This is a genomic window from Neobacillus soli NBRC 102451, from assembly GCF_001591665.1.
GTDB classification, from domain to species: domain Bacteria; phylum Bacillota; class Bacilli; order Bacillales; family Cytobacillaceae; genus Neobacillus; species Neobacillus soli.
In genome coordinates, this window is record NZ_BCVI01000039.1 from 24,177 (window position 1) to 38,572 (window position 14,396).

Annotated in this window: 8 protein-coding genes and 1 pseudogene; all 9 read left to right on the forward strand. The window is 39.8% G+C overall.

The features are described from left to right. Positions 1–233 precede the first annotated feature (233 nt). Complete coding sequence (locus BSO02S_RS13715) at positions 234–3,290, forward strand: leucine-rich repeat protein (RefSeq protein ID WP_066068081.1); 3,057 nt, start codon at positions 234–236, stop codon at positions 3,288–3,290. Positions 3,291–3,404: 114 nt separating this feature from the next. After that, positions 3,405–7,508: a discoidin domain-containing protein gene (locus BSO02S_RS13720; RefSeq protein WP_066068083.1), complete on the forward strand. Its 4,104-nt coding sequence runs from the start codon at positions 3,405–3,407 to the stop codon at positions 7,506–7,508. Between the two features lie 140 nt (positions 7,509–7,648). Next, positions 7,649–7,804: pseudogene (locus BSO02S_RS28485) on the forward strand (LacI family DNA-binding transcriptional regulator); the annotation flags it as partial. Positions 7,805–7,870: 66 nt separating this feature from the next. Further along, positions 7,871–8,698 carry a LacI family DNA-binding transcriptional regulator gene (locus BSO02S_RS13725; RefSeq protein ID WP_066068086.1) on the forward strand — a complete coding sequence of 276 codons (828 nt, stop codon included), beginning with the start codon at positions 7,871–7,873 and terminating at the stop codon, positions 8,696–8,698. Continuing rightward, complete coding sequence (locus BSO02S_RS13730; RefSeq protein ID WP_066068089.1) at positions 8,695–9,741, forward strand: Bug family tripartite tricarboxylate transporter substrate binding protein; 1,047 nt, start codon at positions 8,695–8,697, stop codon at positions 9,739–9,741. The genes BSO02S_RS13725 and BSO02S_RS13730 overlap by 4 nt, the downstream gene beginning before the upstream one ends. 26 nt (positions 9,742–9,767) lie before the next feature. Further along, positions 9,768–10,250 (forward strand): tripartite tricarboxylate transporter TctB family protein, encoded by a 483-nt coding sequence (locus tag BSO02S_RS13735; RefSeq protein ID WP_066068092.1) that lies wholly within the window; start codon positions 9,768–9,770, stop codon positions 10,248–10,250. 18 nt (positions 10,251–10,268) lie between these two features. Next, positions 10,269–11,780, forward strand: coding sequence for a tripartite tricarboxylate transporter permease (locus tag BSO02S_RS13740; RefSeq protein WP_066068095.1), 1,512 nt, complete (start codon positions 10,269–10,271; stop codon positions 11,778–11,780). A gap of 6 nt (positions 11,781–11,786) precedes the next feature. Further along, the gene (locus BSO02S_RS13745) at positions 11,787–12,950 is read left to right on the forward strand and encodes a Gfo/Idh/MocA family protein (RefSeq protein ID WP_066068098.1); all 1,164 of its coding nucleotides are present in this window, start codon (positions 11,787–11,789) and stop codon (positions 12,948–12,950) included. A 55-nt stretch (positions 12,951–13,005) separates the two neighbouring features. After that, entirely contained in the window at positions 13,006–14,079 is a 1,074-nt protein-coding gene (locus BSO02S_RS13750) for a Gfo/Idh/MocA family protein (RefSeq protein WP_066068099.1), read from the forward strand. The last annotated feature ends 317 nt before the right edge of the window (positions 14,080–14,396 follow it).

Here is a 14,396-nt window from a genome sequence, read left to right on the forward strand (position 1 = left end):
TTTATATGTAAACGATTTACTACAGTCTACTTTCAATGAGGTAAACGTTGAATGTTTACTTTATTTTTTTATTTTCATATGTAAACGTTTACCTAATGAGATTGTTATAAAAAATGCTTTAGGAAGAACTTTATTTGGAGGTGAGAAAACGGGTTATTGGAAAAATCTATCGTGAGAAACATAATAGGATAGGTGTTAGGGTTGCAAATAACTCAAAATGGAGGGGTAAGTACATGTATAAGAAAGAATATAAAGCTCGTAAAGTACTAAGTCTTACATTAGCTTTTCTATTAATTTTAACTTCGCTTCAATTTACATTAAGCTCAAACGTTCAGGCCGCATTAGATACCGATGATGGGGTAGCTGTCATCACGTTTGATAGAGCTGATAGACTTGTTGATCTATTGAAGGATGCCGGCTTTGACAGCACCAATCCTGAGCAGGCAGCCAAGTTGAAAAAGATTGTCATTAAAGCAGGTAAGACAAAGAAAACACTTGCGAATGCAGACTTTAACTATCAAGGAAGACTTCTTAGTAACTATATTAACCTTACATCCTTTATGATAGAAAAGCCGAATGATCCTCTTTATTTAACATGGAATGGTAATAAAATACCGAATAATGCGTTTAAAGGTCTTAAAAATCTAAAGGAAGTGAAAATAGGTATTGCTACTGCTAACATTGGTTCATCAGCTTTTGAAGGCTGTAGCTCACTAGAGACAGCAGAGTTTCTCGAAACTCGCACAATTAGCCCGATGTCTTTCAAGGGAAACACAAGTCTTACATCACTTACCTTTAATAAAACGTATCTTCCAGTTGTATTTGATGAATTTCCAGGTGAACCGACTGATTGGTTTAATGATGTCGATACTAGTAAACTAACTATTTACGTTCCGACAGGAGCGGTCGAAATTTTTAGAGATGATGAAGATTGGACAACTATTTGTAGCGGCTGCACCATCATGTCAAATGGTGACGATACCGAGAAAGGCGCCGATGATGGGCCGCCGGCAACGCAAGAAATTGAGATTGCTACGTTTGATACAAAAAAACTAGAGGATGCCATCAAAAATTCTCCTGGTTTTAACGGTAATTATGAGGATATCCGAGTGCTTACCATTAAAAGAGGCGTTTTAGCTCCTGCTGATTGCAGCTTTATTGCCAGCAGACTTAAAAAGCTTGAAGAGCTCTATATTGTCGATCAAGCTAATTTTGAAAATAGTGTCATTCCGAAAAATGCTTTTGAAGGCAACAGATATTTAACAAAAGTTAAAGCGGAGAATGTAACAGAAATTGGTGTAAAAGCGTTCAATTTATTTGAAAGTTTAACAGAAGTGAATTTTCCAGATGTGAAAATAATTCGATCACAAGCTTTTGCACAAACAAAGGGTTCTAGTGACAGCAAACTTGCAATCGCAAGATTTCCAAAAGTGGAAGTAATCGAACAAAGAGCGTTCTATTTTTGTGTAAACTTAAAGCACTTGTACTTGGGTGCACAACCACCTACACTTACGGTTCCTGAAGGTAAACAAGGTTTGTGGTTTAATTATGTAACAGACATGACGGTTCATGTGCCTGACCGGGCTGCATATGATGGATATGTAAAAATTGAAAATAGCGAGATGATTGACTGGAGTGCCTTTGATTTCATTGCAGAAAATGGTGATGAACTTCCTGTCGTAGAGAGGGCACCTGAATACAATGATGCTGATTATAACCATCTTCGACTAGATCATAAATTGCCATATTATAACGGTGATTATAAAACAAGTCTAAACTTGTATACATTTAACATGAATTTAAACTCATGGATCCAAGGGCGTACTTCACCTGAACCGATGGATACCTTTGAGGCGATCAAGTGGGCACATGATAACGGCTTTGATGCAGTCGATGTAACATGTTATTACATTCCAGGTTATAGTAATACAGCAATGCCAACAAAAGAACAACAAAAAGATATTCTTGTCTTCGCTAAACGGATTAAAGAATATGCAGATGAAATAGGAATTGCGATCAGCGGTACGGGGATTCAAAATAATTTTGCCGATCCGAATCAAAATAGACGTGATTTAGATATTGAGCGTGCTAAGTTTTATATTCAAGTGGCAGATGCAATGGGAGCACCTGTTATCCGTGTGTTTGCTGGTCCGCCTTCTGCTGATATTTTACGCTCAGGCTGGGATTCTGTTACGAAAGACAGAATTACTCCTGCCATTCAAGAAATTGCCGATTTTGCGAAAGAAAATTATCCAAGTGTGCAAATCGGTGTTCAAAACCACGGTGATATGCTGGCAACAGCCAACCAAGTACTGCAGCTCTTAGAGTGGGTTAATCGGGACAACGTTGGTATTGTGAACGATACAGGATACTACAGAGATTTTATGAGCCTTGATGCGAGAGGCTATGATTGGTATAGCGATATCGCCCTAATCCTTCCGTATTCAAACAACTTTCAAGTTAAGAAAAAGCCAGGCGGGGCAGAAACAACTGAGTTAATGGATTTGGAAAGAATCTTTAGGGATATGAGGGTTAGCTCATATGGAAGAAATGGAGAATATATACCGGTCGAATTGTTGTGGAATCCTGGCGATGAGGGGTATCCTGGTGATTTAGCTGAACCACCTTATCAAGAAACAAAAGCATTTCTTCAGAAGATGAAAGCAGCGATGGAAAAGACAAAAAATCCAGATATTTATTCGGATTTGAGTGATATTCGTTTGTCATCGGGTGCGTTGAACGAAACTTTTACGTCTAAAAAGACAAGCTACACGCAGCAGGTAGCTAATAGCGTTTCGAGCCTGACGCTTACACCAATAAAAGCAGAGGCAGAGGCGATTGTGAAAGTGAACGGAACGATCGCCGAAAGCGGTCAGCCGAGCGAAGCGATTACGCTTAACGCAGGGGTGAATACCATTACGATCGTTGTAACGGGAGCGGATAATTCTACCAAAACTTATACGATTGAGGTCACAAGGGCCAATGATGCCTTGAATGCAGAAGCAGAAAAATATATTCGTTCAGTAATGGTCGACAAAAAAATGAATCCTCAAACTGATGTCACAAATCAGATCGTCAAATTAATACAGGGGCAAGCGGCGGACAACGACATCAAAATAAGCTATACCGTTGAACCAAATTATTATATCGATCTCGTTAAAAATAGATTGATCATGAAAAAGAAAAATACAAACAAGAAAAACGAAACAGTCTTCGTAACACTCATCTTTGAGAAAAATGGTATGAAAACAGTGAAGGAAGTAACGGTAACCATCGAACCAATAAATTAGGGACAAGGTTCCTGTCCCCATGTCCCAGGGTTATCCCAAAGGTAATCAAACTGATCATCGCCTGAGGGATAGCCCCTTTTTTTACTGAATGATTCTAACCAAAGGAGTGAAAGCATGTATAAAAGAGTAAATAAGGGACTGAGCCTAATTTTAGTGTTTATTTTAACAGTGACATCATTTCAATTCACTTTAGGTACAAAGGTTCAGGCTGCTGCAGAAGAACTAACCATTTCGTTAAATAAAGATCATCCGAATATTGTAAATGTTGATGAAAGTGCACACTCTATTGTCGTAATAGAAAAAACAAATTTTGAAAAGCTTGATCAGCAAATTTCCACTGGTGGTGTTAGTGTTATAAGGGTATTGGATGCAAATGACATTCCAAAAAAGGAGATAGACGAGCTTGTAACAGGTGACAAGTTTGTGCTGATTAAAGGGAATGCAAAGAAAGAGTATCGGATTCAAGTGAATTATTTTACTCTGAAGAACCTAGCACTAAACCCTTTTCCGGGCAACATCAAAGTAAGTTCAATAAGAAATGATACTAAGCCTTCGAACGCCTTTAACGGTGAATCAACAGGCAATGCTGGCAGTGGGTATCAAGTTGATCAGTCTCAAAGTAAGCCGGCTAGTATTAGTGCTGGGAAAGATACATTTTGGCTTGCCGTTGACCTAGGTGAAATTCAAACGATTGACCAGTTTAGTGTAGCTTGGGGCACAAACGTGGGGACTTTAACAACAAGACTTAAAGATTCGAAATACCGGGTCGAATATACAGATGACCCAGCTAAATGGGCTGCGCTTTCCAACGCAACCGTTTCAGGGGCAGACGGTATTATAAATTACAGTAAACCTGTTGGTTGGGACCTTGCGTATGAACAAGATGTGAGGGAATTACCCGATGCTAACGGTAATAAGGTATTTATGAGCAATCTTGAGGCGCCAATTTCAGCCCGATACGTGATGGTGACAGGTGAGCTTGCAAGTAGCTGGATTGAAATTTATAATTTCTTTGTTTTTCAAAAAGTGATTACTGATGGTGAATCGAATCAACCAGTCTATCCAACGGGAGATTTAGCAAAAATTGTCCCAGATTACGATGGCATGAGTTTAACCGTTGGGCGCCCAGCTATTGTAAAAAAAGATACAACTGTTCCCAAAATTCATATCACTGCGAAGGAAGACATTGAAGTGTCAGGTGAATTAAGGGATCCAAATGGAGTAAACGTTTACACAATTGCAAAGCAAACTATTAAAAGCGGCTCGACAAAGGTGATTACGCCTGATATAGAAGCTTCTATCCTTGGAACATATGTTTTTGAATGGACAATTAAAGGAAGTAAAACCGTCTATGAGAAAATTTATTTCACAGCCGTAGACGAAGACATTTCTCAATACAACTATTCCAATCCTTATCCAGCGCTTTATTTAAATGAAGATAAATTGGTCTATGTTCCGGATTACCTTGGCAACACTGTGATGGATTACTCCAATGTGGGGTATCAAGGCGGCGATGTGGAAATTCCAAATGTACCGGTCAAAATTATTCTTGAGCCTTCGGAAGACGATACAACTGACGATACCGAGCGTATTCAAAATGCAGTCAATATGTTAGGACGGATTGCACCTGATTCTAATGGTTTTAGAGGGGCCCTATTATTAAAAGCGGGTACCTATAGAGTGAGTAATACGATTAAAATTTCTGAAAGTGGCATCGTCATCAAAGGAGAAGGAGATGACCATGAGAACATAGAAAAGCATTCAACACCATTAAGCCCTGCTAATTGGAAAGACTATACCCAATCAGAGGAAGCAAAACTAAACGTTACGAAGGTGGTTGCTACTTGGGTAGCTAGTTCCTATGATAAAAACACGGCAATATTTAATTTTTCCGGATCGGCAGCATCAAAAAGCGGAAGCCCAATCGACGTTGTTGATCAATATGTTCCTGCTGGCGGTCATACTCTAAGACTTGCAACTGTGAATGGACTAAGTATTGGAGATACGGTTAATATTCGCAGAGCTGTTAATGCAGCTTGGGCCCAAGATCTTAAAATGGATGTGATTACTGATGCACCAGGGGTTCCCTCTGCTAATCAGTGGGCAGTAAATGGCGTTGTTAATAGCGAACATGTTAACAAAGATGAGGAGCGCACAATCAAGTCGATCAATCAAGTTACGAATGAGATCATTCTTTCAGAGCCATTGGCAGATGCACTTGATATGAAGTATGGCGTTTCTACCATCACAAAATACGATCCTACTGGCAGAATTAATAATGTTGGTATGGAGAACATACAGATTATCTCGAGATTTAATCCATCAACTACAGCGATCAATTCTGCATTTGGGGTCGATTATAAATCATTTGATGATGAGCTTCATGCCGAACTGGCTATTCGTTTTGGCAATGCACAAAATGCTTGGGCAAGAAGGATCACCACGTATCACATCGATGTTGCTGTATCTATTGCAACTGGAGTTAGTATGCTTACTATTCAGGATATGAATTGTCTTGAACCAGTAGGAGGTACAGGGGGAGAGCGGCGGTATAGTTTTACCAATGCAGGAGGTACATTAGTACTGAATCAACGAAATTATACTCGATATACTCGCCACGGATTTATTGTGATGGGTAGTATTATTGGTCCTAACGTATTTTACAATAACAAAGCAGAGTATCAATTTGACGCAAATGAGCCTCATTTGCGATGGTCTACTGGCGGGCTATTTGATAATGTTGAAGGTCGAATTTATCTGCAAAATAGATGGAATAATGGGACGGCACATGGTTGGTCAGGGGCGAACTATACTCTCTACAATAGTACAGGTCCATATATCATCAGTCAGAATCCGCTTGCAGCCAATTATTTGTTCGGACAAATAGGGGAAAGACTTCCATTCGTAATGGATGCAGTGGATCCGGGAAATGTCCCTAATTTCCGTGCATATGAGTATAGCAATGGAAGTAAAGTGACACCTGAAAGCTTGTTTATTCAACAATTGAAAGATAGGTTGGGACAAGAGGCGGTAAATAATGTTAATAATAGTGAAATTCCTGCCTATATTGATGAATCCGGTGACTTTGCATCTCAGTTTGCATCATTAACAGGGATTTTAGTTGACGGTGTCCCAATAGAAAATTTTAATAAGGATGTTCTTTCATACACAGTACCTGTGGCATTAGACTATACTAAATTGCCAGAGATTACGTATACTGCGGATTCTACTGCAAATGTCGCTGTAGAAGTGGATGGTAATCGTGCCGTAACATTTACTGTGAGTATGCACGGAAAGTCGGATTCGGTATACACCGTTAATTATGGGATTATTGACAAGAATGTTCCCATCACTTCAAGTACAAGTGGATCATCAGTATTTAATTTAATTGATGGGGATCCAAAGACTTCATGGTCCGCATCAGGTACGCCTTGGGTTCGATTTTACCTTGGTGATCAGTCTGCTGTGATAAAAAGTGTTTCGGTTGGCTATTCTAGGGACACACAAATCAGAAGGTCGTATTATTTTGATTTTGAAATATCAAATGATGGGTATAATTGGACGAAAGTGATGGCAGATGATTGGAAACGGGATAATCTCGGTAATGGACATATTATGGGGATGGAAGTTATCCCTGGTGCAGGCGGAGATTCCGTATCAGATTATGAAACATTTATTTTTCCTGAAGGAATAACAGCTAGATTATTGCGGGTAACGATGTTTGGCGCGAGATCTGGAACTGGTACAGGTACTTCTAACGTTAATAAATTTTGGGCAATTGACGTTGATAAAGCAGTCAATAAAGAGCCGCTAAAGAAACTAATTGCTGAGGCAAAAGTGATTATAAATGATGATTCAGTCTATACAGAAAGCTCCTTTACAACTCTACAAGCTGCGATTGAAGTAGCTGAATTTGCATTAGCTAGCATTACGACAGATCGAGAATTAGCTGACGCCCTTTATGCATTGAAAGCAGCGCTTGATGGGTTAGAAAAGATTGCTCCTGGTTCAGGTGATAATGGAGACAAAGAACCTGGGAAAGGTAGAGGTCAAAACCAAGGACAAAACAACAACAACCAAGGACAAAACAACAACAACCAAGGACAAAACAATAACCAGGATCAAAACAAGAAAAAAAAAAAAACAACCAGCGTCAAAACCAACAATGATCAATTAAATAGAATGATACCCAATACAAAAGGAGATATTGTTTTCTGAAAAAAAAGATATTGACATTATTTTGAGTAACTATTAAACTAGAAACAAGTAAACGTTTACATAGTTTTTTCGTCCTAAGTAAACGTTTACTTTTATTTTTATCAAAGAAGTAAACGTTTACTTAAAGGAGGTGTTCGATCCTGAAGAAACAACCGAAAAAGAAATATACGACACTCCGTGACGTTGCCAAGCTGGCAGAAACATCTATTGCTACCGTATCGTACATTCTAAATGATTCTGAAGGACGATACGTCAGTGCAGAATTAAGAGAACGAGTTCTTCAGGCAGCTAAGGAGCTAAATTACGTAAAAAGTGCTGTAGCAAGTAGCTTAAAGGGTAAGGAGCGGGGCATTCTCTCGGTATTGGTTCCACAGTTCGATAATCCATTTTTCACGCGGATTATCGTTGCAATAGAAGAAGCAGCGCATCGGTATGGCTATTTTATTTCCATTAGCACTACAGTGGACGATATGGAGAGAGAAAGAGAAATTATTAAAAAAATGATTGAACAACGCGTAGATGGGTTAATCATCAGTCCGACAATCCAAGGAACAGAAAATACGGACCATCTTCGAAACTTAGGGATTCCTTACGTCATACTTGAAAGACCGTTGGTTGGACTTAATCAATATGATTTCGTCGGTTCTGACAACTTGGGTAGTGGATATTCGGCTACAAAACATTTAATTGACAATGGCCATACGCGGATTGGATTTGTTGGGTGGGACACCTTTATTAACGTTCAAGACAGGAAAGATGGGTACCTCAATGCAATGGAAGAATCCGGATTGCAAGTTGAGCATCAATGGATTCAACTTGGTGGTCTTGAAAGTGATTCGGGTTATCGTTTAATGAAGCATTGCTACGATTCAGATATCACTGCAGTTGTATTTGGCCACCACATCCTGGCGGAAGGTGCAATTCGATTTCTGAGAGAGAAAAACGTAAATATTCCAGAAGAGATGTCCGTTATTATAATCGGTACGCCTAGTTGGGCACAGTTCGGTATGCCGAAATTTACCTGCGTTAATCAGGGGGAGCAACAGATTGGAGAAATCGCTGCAGAAGTTTTATTGAAAAACATAGCAGGAGAAAGTGAAAGCCAGACCTGGCATCAAGAAAAAGTTTCCTGCGAAGTTTTGCCTGGAGACTCTGTAAAAAAAATAAACTTTCAGGGGGAATTGCAATGAAAAATAAAAAAGGAATCGTATGGGGAATTGTAATCGCACTAGTTGTTGTCCTAGCTCTAGCATGGCCGAAAATTTTTGATAAATTTCAAGCTGAAGAATCAAATTGGCCTGAGAAGGATATTACCATGGTTGTCCCATTTAATCCAGGTGGAGGTACAGATTTGACAACCAGAGCATTAGCAGATGAAATGTCCAAGACGCTTGGAAAAAACATTTCCGTCGTTAATACTCCTGGGGCGAGCGGTTCAGTAGGTACGCTAAGTGTACAGAATGCCAAACATGATGGCTATACAATGTTGGGCAATGGATTCATGGCATTTGTAAGCTACCCAGTTATGGGATATACAGAACAAACACACCGCGATTGGAATATTTGGATTGCAACCCTTTCTCCGAACGTTATTGCTGTGAAGGAAGATTCTAAATACAAAGATGTTAACTCGCTAATAAAAGATTTGAAAGATAAACCTGGATCCGTATCTGTTGGTACAGCTGGTATTGGTACAGGCGGGCATATCGCTAGTGAAGTACTAAAATCATCCCTTGGATTTGATTACAAACATGTTCCATACCAAGGAGGAAATCCAGCTATTCTAGCAGCTCTATCCGGCGAAGTAGATTTTGTTCCACAATTATCAATGGAAATGGTAGATATGCTAAGAGGGAAAAAATTAAAAGGACTTGCAGCACTAACAGACAAGCCGCTTAAAATTGATGGCGTAGACCCAATACCTTCTATTGCTGAAACAAATCCTGAATTGAAGTCGATTGTTCCATTAGGAGAAACATTTGGAATCGCGGTGCCTAAGGATACTCCAAAAGAGGTTGTAAAGAAGATTGATGAAGCGTTCAAAAAAGCTATCCAAAGTGAAGCGTTGAAAAAGTTTGCGAAGGAAAAGGGTGTAGAGGTTCTTGGCTACAGCGGTGACGAAGCACAGAAATTTGTCGACAAGCTTGCATCTACTGTGGACTGGGCATTGTATGATGGTGGCGTTGCAAAGGTTTCACCTGAGAAATTTGAGATTGCAAAGCCAAAAAAATAATTCCAATGAAATTAGGTGAGTAACAAATGGAAGGGAATATTAAACATCTCGATTTCATTTCGGCAATTTGTTTGTTTCTAGTTTCTGTCTATATTATATGGGATAGCTGGGAAATTCATGAAGATGTAGGAGGTCCGCTTTACGCTTCACCAGGACTGCTAACATTATTTATTGGAACGATGATTGCTCTATGCTCCGTATTATTATTTTTAAGATGTTTAAAAAATGTTGGAATAGCAGGCAATATTAGTGCATTCAAACATTGGTTTACCGGTTTCATCAAGACGAAAGAAACGTTAAATACGTTGCTAGGAATAGTAATACTTGCATTATTCGTATTTATTCTACTTCCTAGATTTCCGTTTTTAATATCTTCATTCATATTTATGTTTATTTTGATGAAAGTGATGGAAGCTGGTTCCATTCTAAAAATCACGATTATATCTGCTTGTGTAAGCGGATCGATCTTTACGCTTTTCCAAATTATTTTTAAAGTGCCATTACCTTAAGGAAAGAGGATGAATAACATGGCCTTACAATATATTCTCGACACGCTTTATCAACTTGTTACGCCAGTTAATCTTCTGACGCTAGTGCTAGCCGTGTTTTTCGGTCTATTAGTCGGTGTACTCCCTGGATTGACATCTACAATGGCAATTGCGCTATTGACTGGTTTGACTTATGGGATCTCTTCCGAGACAGCGATCCTATCATTAATCGGGGTGTATGTCGGTGCAATCTCGGGAGGAGTACAAACAGCCATCTTGTTAAACATTCCTGGAACACCAGCTGCGGCTGCAACGGCAGTGGATGGTTATAAGATTGGACAAAGGGGCGAAGCAGGATTAGGCATTTTTCTCGGAAATGCCTCTGCTTTCCTCGGTACTTTATTCGGAGCAGTATGTGTCTTAGTCCTTACACCTCTTCTGTCAATGCTATCCCTAAAATTCGGTTCTTGGGAATTCTTTTTACTAGCTGTTTTTGGCGTCATGATTTGCGGCAGTTTGACATCAGGAGGGGACTCTTTAAAAGGTTGGATTTCCGGATTAATTGGGTTATTTGTTGCCCAGATTGGTCTAGATGCCTTGAACTCCTATCCACGATTTACGTTTGGAAGCATGGCCTTAATCGGGGGTATTCCATTAATTCCAATAATGATTGGATTGTTTGGATTTCCTGAAATCGTAAGTTCTTTTAAACATCAAGAAATGAAAGCCATTAAACAAGTCATAGATCTACGAGTAAAAAAGGGACTTTCGATTTTAAAAGGGAAGTTTCCTACTGTATTTCGATCCGGCTTCCTTGGCGTCGCTGTTGGGATTATCCCGGGAGTCGGGGAAGATGTCGCAGGTTGGTTGTCGTATTGGGCTGCGAAAATGCGCAGTAAAAAGAAAGAAGAGTTTGGTAAAGGTTCATATGAAGGGGTTATTGCTGCAGAAACCGGTATTAATGCGACGATTGGCGGAAACTTGATTCCTGTTCTGACGTTAGCTGTACCAGGGAGCACGTCTTCTGCTGTATTACTAGCAGCTTTATGGTTACACGGATTTAGACCAGGACCATTGTTGTTGAGTGAATCTCCTGGATTTATCTATACAATGAGCATGTATTTGGTAGCTAGCGCATTAGTTATGTTGCTTTTGGGACTACTTATCTCCCGATATACTGTGAAAATGCTCAAAATTGACAAAAAAATTCTGATGCCAATCGTATTCGTATTTTGCGCAGTTGGTTCATTCGTAATTGACAACTCAATCACCAGTGTTTACATGATGTTCATATTCGGTATTCTCGGTGTGCTTTTAGCAGCAATGAAATATCCAGCTGCTCCATTTTTGCTAGGTGTCGTACTTGGTCCAATGGCTGATTCGAATTTAAGACGGGCACTGGTATTGTCTGACGGCAGCCTTACACCACTCTTAACTAGACCATTGTGTCTTATCTTCGTAATTGGTATTATCTTAATGATTTTAGCGCAGTTAAAAGTTTTTGATAAGTTAAAGCCAATTATTTTTAAGAAGAAAAACATCACGGGGTGACGATAAATGAAAAAAGTGAATGTCGGTATCGTAGGCAGCGGGTTTATTGCCGCGATCCACATCGATAGTTATAAAAAGGTCTTCGGAATTGATGTTTGTTTGAAGGCAGTGGCATCAACCAATAAAATGGTGCAGTCGTTTGCAGACAAATACGGTATAGAAAAAATCTATACTCGGTTTGATCAGTTGCTGGAAGATACAGAAATCGACGTTGTAGATATTTGTACTCCAGCGCACTTCCACGAAGACATGATCATTCGTGCATTGGAGGCAGGTAAGCATGTCATTTGTGAGAAACCGATGACAGGCTTTTATGGAACAGGAGATGCGAATATTGGGCATACGGTTTCAAAAAAAGAGATGTATCACGATGTAATGAAGCGCATGGATAAACTGCGTGAAGTCGCCGAGCAAAGCGGCAAGTTATTCATGTATGCTGAGAATTGGGTGTATGCTCCTTCTATTACCAAATGTGCAGAAATTATCAAAGCACGGAAAAGCAAGGTCCTCTTGTTGAAAGGCGAAGAGAGTCACAGTGGCTCCCACGCTGCTCATGCAGCGCTTTGGGCACATACTGGTGGCGGTGCATTGATCCGTCAGGGGTGTCACCCATTATCAGCCGTGCTTTATTTGAAGCAGGTGGAGGCACAGGCCCGGAATGAAGAAATTCATATTGAAAGCATTGTCGCAGAAGTCGGGAACATTACCAATCATTTGAGTGAGCAAGATAGAGGCGTTATTGCCGCTCGCCCCGTAGATGTGGAAGATTGGGCAAATGTGAGCATCACTTTTTCAGATGGGACGAAGGCAGCTGTGATGGCTGGAGATATGATTGTTGGGGGAGTAAGAAATTTAGTCGAGGTCTTCACTCCAGATAGTGCACATATTTGTAATATGACACCAAATAACCATGCACTGTCTTATTTCGCTAATGAAAGGAATTTAGAAGATATTTTTATTAGCGAGAAAGTAGAAACCAAGCAAGGCTGGCAGTTTGTAAGTCCTATGGAAGAGTATGTGAGGGGCTATGTGGATGAATTCCAGGATTTTATGGAATGTATTGCTTTCGGACGAAACCCGAAATCCGATTTTAACCTAGCCTATGATTCTACGAAAGCAATCTATGCTGCTTATTGGTCAGCGGCAGAAGGCAAAAGGATTTATCTATAAACGTAACATATTATTAACTGGAAAATAGTATTGGGCAATTGAGGAGACATTCAAGATGCAAAAAAGCGATGGAATGAATTACGCTCCACAAGGTAAGCCTCAACCGGTGGTAGGCAAAGGTGATTTTGTTTTTGCAGCGATGGCACTTGATCATGGGCATATTTACGGCCAGTGTAATGGTCTATTGGAGGCAGGGGCAACATTAAAATGGGTTTATGATCCAGACCCTGCAAAGGTGAAGCAATTTTGTGAAGTATATCCAGGAGTGAGTGTAGCGAGCTCAGCTCAAGAAATTTTACAGGATCCGGATGTTCATCTTGTGGCGGCAGCAGCTATTCCTTCAGAACGAGGATCACTTGGGGTTCAGGTGATGGATCATGGGAAAGATTATTTTACTGATAAAACGCCTTTTACATCCTTTGAACAGTTGGAACGGGCGAAATCTAAAGTACAGGCTACAGGCCAAAAATATATGGTTTATTACAGCGAACGCTTACACGTGGAAAGTGCTGTATTTGCAGGCCAGCTCATTCAAGAGGGGGCAATTGGCCGAGTAGTTCAAGTGCTCGGATTAGGGCCGCATCGGTTGAATGCACATTTACGGCCGGAATGGTTTTTTCAGCAAGAAAAATATGGAGGCATCTTATGTGACATTGGCAGCCATCAAATTGAGCAATTTCTATTTTTTGCTGGATGTAAGGATGCTAAGGTATTGCATAGTAAGGTTGCGAATTATCATAGTAAGCAATTTCCTGAACTGCAGGATTTCGGAGACGCCACCTTACTTGGTGACAACGGAGCAACCAATTATTTTCGCGTAGATTGGTTAACGCCGGAAGGTTTAGGGTCTTGGGGTGATGGTAGATTAACCATCCTAGGAACAAAAGGCTATATTGAGCTTAGAAAGTATATTGATATTGCCCGTGATCCTAATGGTGATCACCTGTATATGGTGAACGATGAAGGCGAACATCACATGGAGCTAAGCGGAAAGGTCGGCTATCCTTTCTTTGGAGAATTGATTTTGGACTGCTTAAACAGGACAGAACGTGCCATGACGCAAGAACATGCATTTAAAGCTGCTGAACTTTGTCTGTTAGCACAAAAGCAAGCGATGGTTGTAGAGTAAATGAAAAGAAGTGAGAACAACAGTTATACCAAATGAAGAGCATTATAAATAAACCACAAAAGCTTCCTAGTCGACTAGGAAGCTTTTGTGTTGTTAACGTTTGTATAGAAAGGGGTCCTAGGTTTGAAATGTTTTAAGCGTAGCACTTACAAAATAGTTATTTGCGAAATTATTAGGCGGTGATATTCTAAAAATCTGAGGTTGATTAGTTTAATAAACTAATTAATTGACTATAAAAATTCTCGAGATGAAATTATTTTCAATTTTATATACTTTTGAAAGGGGTTTCAAAAGTATATAAAAAGAGTATGTTTTTT